The sequence below is a fragment of the Pseudomonas sp. Irchel s3a10 genome (genome assembly GCF_900187525.1).
In the GTDB taxonomy this organism is placed as follows: domain Bacteria; phylum Pseudomonadota; class Gammaproteobacteria; order Pseudomonadales; family Pseudomonadaceae; genus Aquipseudomonas; species Aquipseudomonas koreensis_G.
The window spans coordinates 302,979-316,148 of record NZ_FYDR01000004.1; the positions used below are offsets into that span (position 1 = coordinate 302,979).

The following is a 13,170-nucleotide window of genomic DNA, read 5'->3' on the forward strand; positions in this document are numbered from 1 at the left end:
ATGAACAGTTTGATTGGCGCGCAGGCCCTGCGCGTCTTGTTGGCTTGCGCCGTGCTGGCGACGCCGCTTCTCGGATACCCGGTGCACGCCGTGGAACAGCGCTGGCAGTTGGCGATGAATCAGGCCGAGTTGCGCGACATCGTCGAAGAAATCTCGGCGATCCTCGGCACCACCGTGGTGCTCGACCCGCGCGTGTCGGGCCGCGTCACCGTCATGTCCCGTCAGGCGCTGGATCGCGAAGGCGTACGGCGCTTGTTCTACTCGGTGCTGGACGCGCACAACTTCACCGTGATCGATGAGGGCGACCGCATCCTGATCACCCCGGTGGCCGACGTGAAAACCCGCGCCAGCCAATCTGCCGATACGCAAGCGACTCCGGCGCAATTCATTACCCGGGTCATTGAACTGAACACCAGCAGCGCTGCCGATCTGGCCGCGCTGCTCCGGCCATTGGTGTCTGCCAACGGCTACTTCGGTCCGTCAGTGTCGGCCAACGCCCTGGTGATCACCGACACTCAGGCCAACGTTGAGCGCATCGCCCGCGTGGTGCTCCAACTCGACGCAGGGCAGCAAGATCAGCACGCCGTGGTGCCGCTGCGCTTTGCCCAGGCCAGTGATGTCGCCACCGTCATCGAGTCTTCGCTGGGCAAGCGCAATGCCGACTCGCCGATTCAGGTGCTGGCCGATGTCAGAACCAATCGACTGATTGTCATTGGCCCCCTTGTCGTACGTCAGCGTCTGACCGAGCTGATTCGCGAGCTCGATGTTCCGGCCACCGCCAGTCTCGACACTGCGCGGGTGATTCGTTTGCGCCACAGCGATGCCAGGCAATTGGCAGAAGTGCTGGAGAGCATGGGCCAGAATCGCAAGCAGCCAGTGGCCCTCGGCAACGGCAAGGACGCGGCCGTGGCGACGCCGTTCATGCTCAAGGCCGACGAGAGCCAGAATGCGTTGGTGCTGATTGCCGATCCGGCTCAGGTCAGAACCATTGAAAATATCGTTCGCGAGCTGGATCAGCCTCGCGCGCAAGTGCTGATCCACGCCGCCATCGTGGAAATTTCCGGCGATATCGCTGACGCCGTGGGCGTGCAGTGGGGCTTGAGCACCGGTGACGCCAAGGGCTTTATCAACTTTCCCGGTACCGACATTCCCATCGTCGGCGGGCTGACGTTCGACGAGAAAATATCGGCGCCCGACGGCGCGATTCTGCAATTGGGCAGCGACCGTTTCGGCGCTTTGATTTCGGCCCTTGCGAGCAATACGCGGAGCAATCTGCTGTCCACGCCGAGCCTGCTGACCCTGGACAATCAGCAAGCGGAAATCATCGTCGGGCAGAACGTGCCGTTCAAGACCGGTTCGTACTCCACCAACAGCAGCGGTGCAGAGAATCCTTTCACCACGGTCGAGCGCAAGGATGTCGGCATCAGCCTGAAGATCAAACCCTACATCAACGAAGGCTCGACCCTGCGCCTGGAAGTCGAGCAGGAAGTCTCGGACATCGCGCCCTCGGTGTCGGGGATTGATTCCTCGGATCTGATCACCAACAAACGTGCCCTGAAAAGCACGATTCTTGCGGACGACGGCGAGATCATTGTGATCGGTGGGCTGATCCGCGACAACGTGCGCACGCAGAAAAGCGGTGTGCCGCTGCTGCGCGACATTCCCTATCTCGGCGCGTTGTTTCGCTGGAGCCGCGACACCCAGACCAAAAGCAATCTGATGGTGTTTCTGCGTCCGACCATCGTGCGCAGTCGCGAGGATCTCTCCGGCATCAGCCAGCAGCGTTACGACACCTTGCGTGATCTGAGCCAGCCCAAAGCCGGGGAGAGCAACTCGCTGTTGCTACCGGCCGAGGCGCGACATTTGTTTGAGCCGGCAACGGTGGCGCCATGAGTGCCGCGCTGGAAGTCCTGCCGTTCGGCTTCGCCCGGCGGTTTGGCGTGCTGCTGCAAGGCACGGGCACGCAGGCCTGCCTGCTCATTCGCGGCGACACGTCACTGACGGCGCTCGCCGAAGTGCGCCGGTTGTGCGCCCGCGAGTTGTCGATCGAGGTGCTTGCGCCGGAGCTGTTCGCTGAGCGACTGGCCGCGACCTATCGTGAAGGCCAGAGCGCCGCGCAACAGGTCGCGCAAGGGCTGGACGATGAACTTGATCTGCTCAGCCTCGCCGAGCAAGTGCCGCAGACCGCAGACCTGCTGGAGCAACAGGGCGATGCACCGGTGATTCGCCTGATCAATGCACTGCTCAGCGAAGCGGTGCGCGCGCAGGCCTCGGACGTGCATCTGGAAACCTTCGAGCAATACCTTTCGGTGCGTATGCGCGTCGACGGCCAGTTGCGCGAAATGCTCAGGCCAAGGCGCGAACTGGCAACGTTGCTGGTGTCGCGGATCAAGGTCATGGCGCGGCTGGATATCGCGGAAAAACGTGTGCCGCAGGATGGCCGGATTGCCCTGCGTCTGGCCGGCCACGAAGTCGATGTGCGGGTCTCGACGCTGCCGTCGGCGCACGGTGAGCGCGTGGTGCTGCGCCTGCTCGACAAACAGGCCGGACGCCTGGAACTGCAAAGTCTGGGCATGCCGGATGACACCCTCGCCACGCTGCAACGACTGCTCGCCAGACCTCATGGCATTTTGTTGGTCACCGGGCCGACCGGCTCCGGCAAAACCACCAGCCTGTATGCCGCGTTGAGCAGCCTGAATGATCCGTCGCGCAACATTCTCACGGTCGAGGACCCGATTGAATATCACCTGCCGGGGATCGGCCAGATGCCGGTCAATCCGAAAGTCGAGATGACCTTTGCACGCGGTTTGCGCGCCATTCTGCGTCAGGATCCGGACGTGGTGATGGTTGGTGAAATCCGTGATCGCGAGACGGCGCAGATCGCCGTCCAGGCTTCGTTGACCGGACATCTGGTGTTGTCGACATTGCACACCAATCACGCCGTCGGCGCGGTGACGCGCCTGGTCGACATGGGCGTGGATGCGTATTTGCTGGCCTCGTCGCTGGTCGGTGTTCTCGCGCAACGCTTGTTGCGCACGCTGTGTGTGCACTGCAAGACAGCGTATGTCGCCGATGCGGCGACCTGCCAGCGGTTGGGGCTTGAGCCCCTGGCGGCGCCGCCACTGTTTCGTGCGCAGGGCTGTGAGCATTGTCAGCATGGCTATCGGGGACGCATCGGCATCTACGAATTGATCAGCATCACCGATGCGGTTGCCGCGCTGATTCATCAGGGGGCCAGTGAGCGCGAACTGACCGACGCCACGCGTAAGGAGTCGCGAAGTCTGTTTCAGGCTGCTCGACAACGGGTGCTCGATGGCGTCACCAGCGTCGATGAGTGGCTGCGCGTGACGCAGGAGGACTAGCCGATGCCGACCTTCGATTACCGCGCCGACAACGCTCAGGGTCATCGCTGCCGTGGCCAACTCGAAGCGGAGAATTCCCGGCATGCGCGACAGCAGTTGCGTGAGCGTGGGCTGTGGCCATTACAGCTCAAGGAACTGCGCGGCCATGGCGACGGCCACGGAGCATGGCGCGCCGGCCGCCTGAGCGCTGGCGATCTGGCACTGCTGACGCTGCAATTGTCGACGCTGGTGCAGGCCGGTCTGCCGCTGGAGGAAGCTCTGGAAGTGGTCGCCCGTCAAACCGCCAGGCGACGCGTGGCCGGACTGCTGTGGGCAGTGCGCGGACGAGTCATGGAAGGGCATGCGCTGGCCGTCGCGTTAGGCCGCTTTCCGGCGGCTTTTCCCGAGTTGTACCGGGCCACTGTGGCGGCGGGTGAACGCTCCGGTCATCTCGGGCATGTGCTTGAACAACTGGCCGCTTACACCCAGGCGCGGCAGGCATCGCGGCAAAGGATCCAGATGGCACTGATCTATCCGGCGATTCTGATGTTCGCGAGCGTGGTCATCGTCGCTTTTCTGCTGGGCTATGTGGTGCCGGACGTCGTGAAAATTTTCATCGACAGCGGCCAGCCGCTGCCATGGCTGACCCGCGCTCTGATCAGTCTCAGCGACGGTGTACGCCAGACTGGTCTGCTGTTTGCGGGCGGTGGTCTGGCGCTGCTTGGCAGCTGGCGCTGGAGTTTGCGTCAGCCCATCTGGCGGCTGCGCTGGCATGCGCTGGTGTTGAACATTCCGCTGATCGGCGCGTTGCTGCGTGCCATGGAAGCGGCGCGGTTTGCCAGCACGTTGGCGATTCTGGGCAAGAGCGCGGTGCCCTTGGTCGATGCGCTGGAAATCGCCGCTGCCGTCATCGGTAACCGGACCATTCGTGCACGCATGAGCGCGGTCGCGCGCGCGGTGCGCGAAGGCTCGACCCTGAGCCGCAGCCTGGAACGTAGCGGCGATATCCCGCCGATGATGCTGCACATGATTGCCAGCGGTGAGCGCGCCGGTGAACTCGACGCGATGCTCGGCCGTGCCGCCGAACAACAGGAAGCCAGCCTCGCCGCGCGCATCGCGTTGATGGTGAGTCTGTTCGAGCCGGCGATGCTGCTGGTGATGGGCACTGTGGTGTTGCTGATCGTCCTGGCCATCCTCCTTCCGATCCTCAGTCTCAACCAATTGGTGAATTGATCCATGGCTCTTCTGCACAGAAACACAGCGGCCGCGCAGCGCGGTTTCACCCTGATCGAAATCATGGTCGTGGTGGTCATCATCGGCATTCTCGGCGCGATTGTCGTGCCGCAATTCATGAGCCGGCCGGATCAGGCGAAGACCACCGCGGCGAAGATCGACATTCAGGCAATTGCCACGGCGCTGGAGATGTATCGGCTGGACAACGCGCGTTACCCCACCACGCAGCAGGGCCTGGAAGCGCTGGTTAAACGCCCGACCGGCACACCGGTGGCGCGCAACTGGAACCCTGCCGGTTACCTGAAAAGTCTGGCGCGTGATCCGTGGGGCACGCCGTATCAATACCTCAACCCTGGCACGCGCTCAGTGGGCGGCGGTTACGACTTGTATTCGCTGGGCTCCGATGGCGTCAGTGGCGGGGAAGGTCACGCCGCCGACATCGGCAACTGGACCGTCGACTGATGCGCCAGCGTTGCCGGGGTTTCACCTTGCTGGAATTGATGGTGGTCATGGTGCTGATCGGCATGCTGCTGGGCATGGTCAGCCTGGTCGGCGGGAATAATCCGGCGCAAGTGGCGCGACAGGAGGCGAGCCGGATTGCGCGGATGATCGAGCAGTTTCGCGAACGCGCGGTGCTTGAGGGACGGGAATTTGGCGTGGGTTTCAGCCTTGAGGGCTATCGCGTTCTGCAGCTCGACGCGCAAGGCTGGCAGCCGTTGACGGCCCTGCAGCAATGGCCGGCGGATCTGCATGCGCAGCTTGTGCTGGATGGTCTGCCGGTGCGTTTGCTGAACAGCGCACCGGCTCCGCAATTATTGATGCTCAGCAGTGATGAAATCAGCGCATTCAGCTTGTTGCTGGCAAGTCGCGAGCGGGTCTGGGCCGGTCTGGCGTCGGATGGCTTGAGTGAGGTAACGCTCGATGAATAAGCGAGCGATGGTCAGGCGGATGCAAGGTTTCACGTTGCTGGAAGTCATGGTGGCGCTGGCAATTTTCGCGGTGCTGGCGGCGTCCCTGTTATCGGCAAGCCGTTACGTGGTGCAGCAGAGCGGTGCGGCTGAGCAGCGGCTGTTTGCAGCATGGCTGGCGGATAACCGGCTCAGCGAACTGCGCCTGCAAAGCGCCTGGGTCAGCGGGCAACAGCAGCAGATCGTGCGCATGGATCGTCGTGACTGGCGCCTGAGCCAGCACTTGCGCGAAGTCGATACAGCGGGGCAGTTTTCGGTGGAGCTGGAAGTCAGTCTGGCCGACAGCGATCAGCCGCTCTATCGAACAATGGCTCGGTTGCACAGTCGTCATGACTGACCAACGCGGTTTCACCTTGCTGGAACTGATCATCGCGCTGGCGATTTTCGCCGTGCTTGGTCTTGCCAGTTGGGGCCTGTTTGACAGCGTGTTGCGCGTGCAGCATGCGACGGCCGACCACGAACGCGGGTTCAGAAGTCTGCAACGGGCGGTGGCGGCGATCGAGCGTGACCTGTTGCAGGTCACCGGGCAGCCCCTGGTCTTGAATGCCGGGCAACTGCGTGTGCAACGCAGCAACTGGCGCAATCCGCTGGATCAACCGCGTAGCGAACGCCAGGAACTGACCTATCGCCTGCACGACGGCGTGCTGTGGCGCGAAAGCCGCGCCGAGGGGGCGCTGACTGTCCAGCGGCAGAAACTGCTGGATGAGGTGATTGATCTGCGATGGCGAATGATCGAGGCCTCTGCGGGTACACCTTTGGCGCTGGAGCTGCAGGTGTCGACTCGGCGCTATGAGGCGATTCGCCGGGTGTGGTTGTTGCCGGGAGCCTTGTCATGAAGCGCCGGCAACAAGGGCTGGCGCTGATCAGCGTGATGTTGGTGTTGAGCCTGGCCTTGCTGATCACCAGTGGCCTGTTGCGCAGCCACCGACTGTCCTTGCAGAGCAGCGCGCAGCAGTTGCAGACCCTGCACCTGCGCCAATTGGCAGAGGCCGGAGAAGCCTGGGCGCTGCGGCGTTTGCATCGGGCTGTGGTGAGTCAGCAAAGCCACGCCGAGATACTTCGCGACTGGCCCCGAATCATTCTCGAACTCGATAGCGATCAGGCGCAGGTCGAGGTGCAAATCGAGGACCTGTCGGCGCGGTTCAATCTCAACGCATTGCTGCGCCAGGGCCAGATCGAGGTGGTGACGCTGGAGCGCTGGGCGAGGCTGCTCGAATTGCTGGAGCTGCCCGCGCTGCAACCGAGTCAGGTCGGCGCCTTGTCCGAAGTGAGCCAGTTGCGTCTACTGCCGGGTTTTGATGCGACCACGCTGCGCCGCCTGGAACCGTGGGTAGCGCTGCTGCCCACGGATGCGACGCTGAATATCAACACCGCACCGGCGCTGTTGCTGCGCGTGCTGGAAATCGAATCCGCCACCGCCGATGCGCTGGTTCGCCAGCGCTCGGCGCAGCCTTGGCCCGGTGTTCAAGCATTCGGCACCGATCCACTGATTGCCGATGCCGGGGTCAACACGCATGGCCTCGGTGTCGACAGCCGCTGGCACCGCCTGACTGTGCGCGTCGTGCAAGACCAGCAGGTGCTGACGCTGAGCACCGACATCGAGTACATCGCGAAAACAGCCCGACTGACAGTCCTGCAACGCCGTTTACTTCCCTCCCGCGGCAACGAGATAACGCAATGAAAAACTGGCTTTACCTGACCGCCGAAGGGCTTGCGGACATGTCGTCCGACTGGCCTTGTTGTCTCTGGTCGCACACCGGCGAGCGGTTAACAATGCCGCTGCATCAAGCGGCCCAAGTGCTGCACGGGCAAAAAATCGACTTGTTACTGCCCATCGAATCCTGCAGTTGGTTGCGCAGTGAACCCTGGCCCGGCCGCCGTGCGCCCGCCGCGCAGGCCCTCGCGTTTGCGGTGGAAGAGCAGCTTGGCGAAGCGCTGGACAAGGTGCACTTGAGCGTCGGTCGAGCGGATGCCGAGCGACGTTATCCGCTGATCGTCATCGCTCGTGAGCGCTTGGCGGCGGTGTTGTCGCTGCTCACCGAAAATGGCCTGCAGGTGCGCTCGGTGTTCGTTGATGCCGATTTGCTGCCCACGGATCAGCCGATCGCTACCCGATGGTTCGGGCGATGGCTATTGGGTGGAGCGTTGCCGGCCCGGCTCGCGTTGACGGAGGAAGGTTTGCTGGCGCTGAAGAGTGTGTTGCCCGAGGACATGCTCTGGCGTGATGAGCCGGATGAACAGGCATGGCTGACGGAGGGTTTTCGTCAGGCGATCAACCTGCGACATGGCGAATTTGCTCCCCGAAACTCACCGCTGCCGTGGCGTGCCTTATCGGCGGTGGTGCTGATCCTGTTGTTGCTGGGCGCGGGCGCCAGTGAAACGCGGATACGTTTCCTCGATGGCGAAACACGGCGCCTGGCGCAGATCAATGACCAGCGCTTCAAGACGCTGTATCCACAACACGCGCAAATCGTTGGCCTGACCGCGCAGATCGAGGCGATTCAGAGTGTGCCTGCGCAGTCGCGCGATACGCGCATTGCAGCGCTGGTCAGGTTGGTCGAACAAGTGATTGGCGCCAGTCAGGTTGAGGTCAGGCGCATTGAATATGAGCAAGCCAATGGCTGGAAAGTGCAACTGACGGCAAACAGTTTTGCCGAGCTTGAGCGCCTGCGTGAGCGCGGTCGCCAGCAAGGTTTGACAATCAGGATCGATGGCGCCAGCAAGATGGTCGACCGGGTGACGGCAACGCTGACCTGGGAGGATGACGTATGAACACCGACGTTCACATCAAGCGATGGCGACGCCTCTCGCAGCGTGAGCGTGGCCTGCTTGTGCTGTTGATCGCCGGGCTGCTCGGCGGCGCGCTATTTTTTTGCATCTGGCAACCGGCGATGCAACGGCTGGACGCGGCCGAGCATCGGTATCGCCAGCAACAGCATTTCGCCGTGCAGCTGGAGCGCGCTCAACCGCAGAGCCGATCGTTGTCCGATGCCAGTCAGCCGTTGTCCTTGAGGATCAGCGAGAGCCTCGTTACGGCAGGGCTTGAGGTGCAGCAGATGGACAGCGATAACGAGCAGATTCGCCTGACCCTCAGCGGCCAGCCCGAGCCACTGCTGCGCTGGCTGGACAGGCTTGAGCGGGACGACGTCTTGTTGCAGTCACTGACGCTGGAGCCGCGCGACACGCTGATCGAGGCGCGGCTGCAGCTCAGATAGTCGCGCCGGTCAGAGGTGGCAACTTCGCCAGTTTCAACGCCACCAGCAGTGCCACCAGCAACAGCGCACCAATGAACAGGCCAATCCCGTTCCAGCCTCCCAAGTGCCAGAACACCCCGCCCGCCGTCCCGGCGATGCTGGAGCCTGCGTAGTAGCTGAACAGGTACAGCGAAGACGCCTGGCCCTTGGCCTTGGTCGCGCGCCGGCCGATCCAGCTGCTTGCCACCGAGTGCGCACCGAAAAAGCCGAAGGTGAAGATCAGCATGCCGACGATCACCAGCAACAGCGGCGTGAACATAGTCAGCGCAAGGCCGGCGAACATCAGTGCGATGGTTGCCCACAGCACTTTGCGCCGTCCCAGTTTGTCCGCCAGCGAACCGATCTTCGCGGAGCTGTAGATGCCCGACAGGTACACCACCGACAGCAAACCGACGAACACCTGATCGAGGTTGTACGGCGCGGCGAGCAGACGATAGCCGATGTAGTTGAACAGAGTGACGAAGGCGCCCATCAGCACGAATGCTTCAAGAAACAGGAGCGGCAGGCCGGCGTCGCGAAAGTGCATGGTGAAGCCATCGAGCAGGCTGCGTGGGTGCAGCGAGCGTGAGCGGAAGTTGCGCGACTCGGGGAGGATCTTCCAGAACACTGCCGCCGCAACCAGTGCCAGACCGCCGATCACCAGCATCGCCGTGTGCCAGCTGACAAAGTCGATCAACACCCCGGTGATCAACCGCCCGCTCATCCCGCCAATCGCGTTGCCACCGATGTACAGGCCCATCGCCAAACCGATGTGCTGCGGGTGGATTTCCTCGCTCAGGTAAGTCATCGCCACGGCCGCCAGGCCGCTCAGCGACAGCCCGATCAGCGCGCGCATGATCAGCACGCCCTGCCAGCTCGGCATCATCGAGCTGGCGATGGTGCACAGCGCGGCGGCGAACAGCGCTGCGACCATCACCGGCTTGCGTCCGACCCGGTCGGAAATCGGCCCGGTGATCAGTAGTCCGATGGCGAGCATGCCGGTCGCCACCGACAGAATCAGGCTGCTCTGCGCCGCGTTGATTCCATACTCGTTGGACAGCAGCGGCATCATCGGCTGCACGCAATACAGCAAAGCGAAGGTCGCGAAGCCACCGCTGAACAGCGCCAGCACTGTGCGCATGAACATCGGCGTGCCTTTTTCGATGTAGATCTCCTGCAGCTCGGCGATGACATCGTCCGCCGCGGCAGGCGGAACTTCATGTGCAAGAGGGGCGGCGGCGGTTTTCACATCAGACCTCGGAGGACACGGCCAGGCAGGCAATGAAAAAATCATATAGCTGGCTAATGTTTCTATCCAATATATTGTTCGACCTGTTTGATAGCTTTAACGACCTAATGGGGTTTCCATGGAATTGCGTCATCTGCGCTACTTCATCGCCGTCGCCGAAGAACTGCATTTCGGCCGCGCCGCACAGGTGCTGGGTATTTCCCAGCCACCGCTGAGTCAGCAGATTCAGGCGCTGGAGCAAGAGGTCGGCGCGCGGTTGTTCGAACGCACCAATCGTCGGGTCGAGCTGAGTGAGGCTGGCCGATTGTTTCTGGAGGAGGCGCGGCTGGTGCTGGCGCAGGTCGACAAAGCGGCGGACGTCGCCCGGCGTGCGCAACTCGGCGAACTGGGCGAATTGAAGATTGGCTTCACCTCGTCGGCCCCGTTCAACTCGACCATTCCCCAGGCGATTTTTTCTTTTCGCCAGCGCTTCCCGGCAGTGCACCTGAACCTGCGGGAGATGAGCAGCACCATGGTCGCGGATGCGTTGGTGGATCAGTCGATCGAAGTCGGGATCATGCGCCCGCTGGGCCTGCCGGATTCGCTGAGTGTGGTCGAGCTGATGCGTGAGCCGCTGGTGGCGGTGCTCGGCTCCAAACATCCGTTGGCGCAAGGCAGCGAGGAAGGCCTGTTCCTCTCGGCGCTGGCGCTGGAGCCGTTTGTGTTCTTTCCACGCAGCTACGGCAGCGGGCTGTATGCGCAACTACTCAGTCTGGCCCGCGATGCCGGGTTCAGCCCGCACTTCGCCCAGGAGGCCGGGGAAGCGATGACCATCATCGGACTGGTCGCAGCGGGGCTGGGGGTTTCGGTGTTGCCGGCGTCGTATCAGCGGATGCGCATTGACGGTGTGGTCTATCGACCTCTGCTCGATCCGGAGGCGGTGTCGGCGGTGTGGCTGGTGCAGCGCAAGGATCAGAAATCGCCGATGGCCAAGGCATTTGTCGAACTGCTTACACGCAAGGTCGAACCTTCATCAGTGTGATGCCTGCCGGCCTCTTCGCGAGCAAGCCCGCTCCCACCCTGGAATACGTTCCCCTGTGGGAGCGGGCTTGCTCGCGAAGGCGCCCGCCCAAACACCACACCTCTCAGGGCAACCGCACCAGATCCCCCTTCAACGCCACCCGCGTCACAAACACCCCCGCACGGCACTCATAGGTATTCAAATCCTTGCGCACATGCTGGTCGTAATAACTGACGATGTTGACCACCGCATTCGCCCCGACCCGTTTGGCATCGGCCTGCAACTTGATCAGGTTCGACTGCAGCACCCACTCGCAGGAGTCGTGATCGCTCTTGTTGAAACCGTTGGTGCGCAAATCACTGATCACATCCCGGCGCAACAACTGCTGAGTGCCCTGCGGCCCGTTGCCGATCAGATAGAACTTCACACTGCCATCCAGCCGCCCGGCGCGAATCGCATCCGAGAGCACGGTTTCGAACGGCATGTACATCAGGTTGGTGGCGTGGCTGGCGCTGGGCAATAGCCCGAGGAGTGCGGCGGCGATCAGGGCTTTCACTTGCATGGTCATCTCCTTGACTTTGCGAGTCAGCATTCAACGATTTAACGAGTGTAGACACCGTACGTCGGTGCAGATAAAACCATCTGGAACATGTGTAGCTCAAGGGCTGCACTTCCAAGCATGCCCGAGATTATTCGAAGTTCAACATTCTCCAGCTGGCTTTTGAAGCTGGCTGACAGCCGCGCCAGGATGCGTATTCAGGTGCGCATTGATCGTATGGCCGATGGGAATTTTGGTGATGTCAAAGCCGTCGGTGAGGGCTCAGCGAAGTCAGAATTGACTATGGCCCCGGATATCGAGTCTATTTCATGCAACAAGGTCGGCAAGTGGTCATCCTCCTTTGTGGTGGAGACAAGAGCAGCCAACCCCGAGATATCAAGCAAGCCAAGCTCATCGCGGAGTCTTGGCAGGAGCAAAACCCATGACCGAACAATTCACTCGTTGGGACTCAGCCGAGTACCTCAAGACAGAAGAGGACATGGCCAATTATCTGGATGCCTGCATGGAGGAGGCTGGAGATGATCCTGCCTTTATCGCCAAGGCACTGGGCACCATTGCGAGAGCGCGAGGCATGACCCAAGTCGCACGTGACGCCGGGCTGTCTCGAGAAAGTCTCTACCGTGCACTGTCAGGTGAAGGAAATCCTGAGTTTGGAACGATTCTGAAAGTGGTAAAGGCGTTGGGCTTGAAGTTACATGCCAGCACTTGAGCTGAACAGAATAGCAAAGGGCGCCGCAGGGCGCCCTTTGTCGTTTCTACAGTTCAATCAATCCACGTGCGCCAGATCCCCACGCAACGCCACGCTCGACACCACCAGGCCCGCACGGCACTGGAATTTCTCGGTGTCTTTGTAGAGGTCGCGCTGGTCGACGCTGGCGATGTTGATCACGGCGTTGGCGTCGGCTTTTTTCGCGGCGTTCTGCAGGGTCGCGAGGGCCGATTGCAGGGCCCAGAAGCAGGCGTCGGTGTCGGATTTGTTCGAGCCGTTGGTTTTGCGGCTGCTGCTGACGGTGTCGAGTTTGCGCACCTGTTTTGGCAGGGTTTCGCCGGCCAGGTAGAACTTCACGCTGCCGTCGAGCAGGCCGGCGTCGGTGGCGCGTTTGACGCCCTCGCGAAAGCTCAGGTAAGTCGGCTCGTCGGCGCCTTGCTTGACGATGCCCAGGTCGTTGACGAACTCGATGTCCGGGTTGATCGACAGTTCCTTGAGCACGTTGTCGCGCAGGCGGTTGACCCAGCGGTTGTAGTTGCCGTGGATCTTGCCGTCCTTGGCGTCGAGGCCGTAGCTGCTGCGGTAGTCGATTTCGAACGAGGTCGGGCTGAACGGGATGTCGACTTCGGCGTGATGACGGCCGCGTACGGTAATCGCCGCTTTGATCATGCCCGGGCGCACCGACTGCACCACCCACTGGCGATCATTGAGCGCCGTGACGATGGCGCGGCTCATCTGTTGCTGGGTGAAGCCGAGGTTGGGCGAGAACTCTTCCTTGGCGTTGTAAACCGGTTTGCTGGTGCAACCGCCGAGCACAAAGGCCAGGGCCAGCAGGGCGGCGATGCGGTGAAACTGAGTCATTCCCTTCACTCCAAACG

General features: G+C 61.9%; 15 protein-coding genes and 1 pseudogene. 13 read left to right on the plus strand and 3 right to left on the minus strand.

Going from position 1 to position 13,170, the window contains the following annotated elements; translation table 11 throughout:
• Genes gspD through gspM form a run of 10 tightly spaced genes read left to right on the plus strand, consistent with a single transcriptional unit; the run spans position 1 to position 8,757 of the window.
• A complete protein-coding gene (gene gspD / locus CKW11_RS14280) occupies positions 1-1,893 on the plus strand; it encodes a type II secretion system secretin GspD (RefSeq protein ID WP_095138018.1) in 1,893 nt (630 codons plus the stop codon).
• Entirely contained in the window at positions 1,890-3,362 is a 1,473-nt protein-coding gene (gene gspE / locus CKW11_RS14285) for a type II secretion system ATPase GspE (RefSeq protein WP_095138019.1), read from the plus strand. The genes gspD and gspE overlap by 4 nt, the downstream gene beginning before the upstream one ends.
• Before the next feature lie 3 nt (positions 3,363-3,365).
• Positions 3,366-4,574 (plus strand): type II secretion system inner membrane protein GspF, encoded by a 1,209-nt coding sequence (gene gspF / locus CKW11_RS14290; RefSeq protein WP_095138020.1) that lies wholly within the window; start codon positions 3,366-3,368, stop codon positions 4,572-4,574.
• Positions 4,575-4,577: 3 nt separating this feature from the next.
• Positions 4,578-5,036 carry a type II secretion system major pseudopilin GspG gene (gene gspG, locus CKW11_RS14295; RefSeq protein ID WP_095138021.1) on the plus strand — a complete coding sequence of 153 codons (459 nt, stop codon included), beginning with the start codon at positions 4,578-4,580 and terminating at the stop codon, positions 5,034-5,036.
• On the plus strand, positions 5,036-5,503 hold the full coding sequence (gene gspH / locus CKW11_RS14300; protein ID WP_095138022.1) for a type II secretion system minor pseudopilin GspH: 468 nt from the start codon (positions 5,036-5,038) through the stop codon (positions 5,501-5,503). Before gspG ends, gspH begins: the two co-directional genes overlap by 1 nt.
• A complete protein-coding gene (gene gspI / locus CKW11_RS14305; protein WP_095138023.1) occupies positions 5,496-5,879 on the plus strand; it encodes a type II secretion system minor pseudopilin GspI in 384 nt (127 codons plus the stop codon). Before gspH ends, gspI begins: the two co-directional genes overlap by 8 nt.
• Positions 5,872-6,378, plus strand: a complete 507-nt coding sequence (gene gspJ, locus CKW11_RS14310) for a type II secretion system minor pseudopilin GspJ (RefSeq protein WP_095138024.1) — start codon at positions 5,872-5,874, stop codon at positions 6,376-6,378. Before gspI ends, gspJ begins: the two co-directional genes overlap by 8 nt.
• On the plus strand, positions 6,375-7,223 hold the full coding sequence (locus CKW11_RS14315) for a general secretion pathway protein GspK (protein WP_095138025.1): 849 nt from the start codon (positions 6,375-6,377) through the stop codon (positions 7,221-7,223). The genes gspJ and CKW11_RS14315 overlap by 4 nt, the downstream gene beginning before the upstream one ends.
• Positions 7,220-8,314: a type II secretion system protein GspL gene (gspL, locus tag CKW11_RS14320; RefSeq protein WP_095138026.1), complete on the plus strand. Its 1,095-nt coding sequence runs from the start codon at positions 7,220-7,222 to the stop codon at positions 8,312-8,314. The genes CKW11_RS14315 and gspL overlap by 4 nt, the downstream gene beginning before the upstream one ends.
• Positions 8,311-8,757: a type II secretion system protein GspM gene (gene gspM / locus CKW11_RS14325; RefSeq protein WP_095138027.1), complete on the plus strand. Its 447-nt coding sequence runs from the start codon at positions 8,311-8,313 to the stop codon at positions 8,755-8,757. Before gspL ends, gspM begins: the two co-directional genes overlap by 4 nt.
• Here the strand turns inward: gspM and CKW11_RS14330 are convergent.
• Positions 8,750-10,024, minus strand: a complete 1,275-nt coding sequence (locus tag CKW11_RS14330) for an MFS transporter (RefSeq protein ID WP_095138028.1) — start codon at positions 10,022-10,024, stop codon at positions 8,750-8,752. The genes gspM and CKW11_RS14330 overlap by 8 nt on opposite strands.
• A gap of 118 nt (positions 10,025-10,142) precedes the next feature.
• Here CKW11_RS14330 and CKW11_RS14335 point away from each other — a divergent pair, with 118 nt between their 5' ends.
• Complete coding sequence (locus tag CKW11_RS14335) at positions 10,143-11,045, plus strand: LysR family transcriptional regulator (protein WP_095138029.1); 903 nt, start codon at positions 10,143-10,145, stop codon at positions 11,043-11,045.
• Between the two features lie 103 nt (positions 11,046-11,148).
• Here the strand turns inward: CKW11_RS14335 and CKW11_RS14340 are convergent, their stop codons facing one another.
• Positions 11,149-11,586, minus strand: a complete 438-nt coding sequence (locus CKW11_RS14340; protein WP_095138030.1) for an excinuclease — start codon at positions 11,584-11,586, stop codon at positions 11,149-11,151.
• Positions 11,587-11,703: 117 nt separating this feature from the next.
• On the opposite strand from CKW11_RS14340, the pseudogene CKW11_RS14345 reads away from it, so the two are divergent.
• Both CKW11_RS14345 and CKW11_RS14350 read left to right on the plus strand, forming a co-directional pair.
• Positions 11,704-12,008 (plus strand): annotated as a pseudogene (locus tag CKW11_RS14345) (type II toxin-antitoxin system RelE/ParE family toxin).
• Positions 12,005-12,292: an addiction module antidote protein gene (locus tag CKW11_RS14350; RefSeq protein ID WP_007943750.1), complete on the plus strand. Its 288-nt coding sequence runs from the start codon at positions 12,005-12,007 to the stop codon at positions 12,290-12,292. The pseudogene CKW11_RS14345 and the gene CKW11_RS14350 overlap by 4 nt, the downstream one beginning before the upstream one ends.
• A 57-nt stretch (positions 12,293-12,349) precedes the next feature.
• Here the strand turns inward: CKW11_RS14350 and CKW11_RS14355 are convergent, their stop codons facing one another.
• Complete coding sequence (locus tag CKW11_RS14355; RefSeq protein ID WP_007967258.1) at positions 12,350-13,153, minus strand: hypothetical protein; 804 nt, start codon at positions 13,151-13,153, stop codon at positions 12,350-12,352.
• Positions 13,154-13,170: the final 17 nt, after the last annotated feature.

Excerpts from the sequence above, each read along its gene's own strand:
- gspD (WP_095138018.1), top strand. The coding sequence starts at position 1 with ATGAACAGTTTGATTGGCGCGCAGGCCCTGCGCGTCTTGTTGGCTTGC.
- gspE (WP_095138019.1), top strand. The coding sequence starts at position 1,890 with ATGAGTGCCGCGCTGGAAGTCCTGCCGTTCGGCTTCGCCCGGCGGTTT.
- gspF (WP_095138020.1), top strand. The coding sequence starts at position 3,366 with ATGCCGACCTTCGATTACCGCGCCGACAACGCTCAGGGTCATCGCTGC.
- gspG (WP_095138021.1), top strand. The coding sequence starts at position 4,578 with ATGGCTCTTCTGCACAGAAACACAGCGGCCGCGCAGCGCGGTTTCACC.
- gspH (WP_095138022.1), top strand. The coding sequence starts at position 5,036 with ATGCGCCAGCGTTGCCGGGGTTTCACCTTGCTGGAATTGATGGTGGTC.
- gspI (WP_095138023.1), top strand. The coding sequence starts at position 5,496 with ATGAATAAGCGAGCGATGGTCAGGCGGATGCAAGGTTTCACGTTGCTG.
- gspJ (WP_095138024.1), top strand. The coding sequence starts at position 5,872 with ATGACTGACCAACGCGGTTTCACCTTGCTGGAACTGATCATCGCGCTG.
- CKW11_RS14315 (WP_095138025.1), top strand. The coding sequence starts at position 6,375 with ATGAAGCGCCGGCAACAAGGGCTGGCGCTGATCAGCGTGATGTTGGTG.
- gspL (WP_095138026.1), top strand. The coding sequence starts at position 7,220 with ATGAAAAACTGGCTTTACCTGACCGCCGAAGGGCTTGCGGACATGTCG.
- gspM (WP_095138027.1), top strand. The coding sequence starts at position 8,311 with ATGAACACCGACGTTCACATCAAGCGATGGCGACGCCTCTCGCAGCGT.
- CKW11_RS14335 (WP_095138029.1), top strand. The coding sequence starts at position 10,143 with ATGGAATTGCGTCATCTGCGCTACTTCATCGCCGTCGCCGAAGAACTG.
- CKW11_RS14340 (WP_095138030.1), bottom strand. The coding sequence starts at position 11,586 with ATGCAAGTGAAAGCCCTGATCGCCGCCGCACTCCTCGGGCTATTGCCC.
- CKW11_RS14350 (WP_007943750.1), top strand. The coding sequence starts at position 12,005 with ATGACCGAACAATTCACTCGTTGGGACTCAGCCGAGTACCTCAAGACA.
- CKW11_RS14355 (WP_007967258.1), bottom strand. The coding sequence starts at position 13,153 with ATGACTCAGTTTCACCGCATCGCCGCCCTGCTGGCCCTGGCCTTTGTG.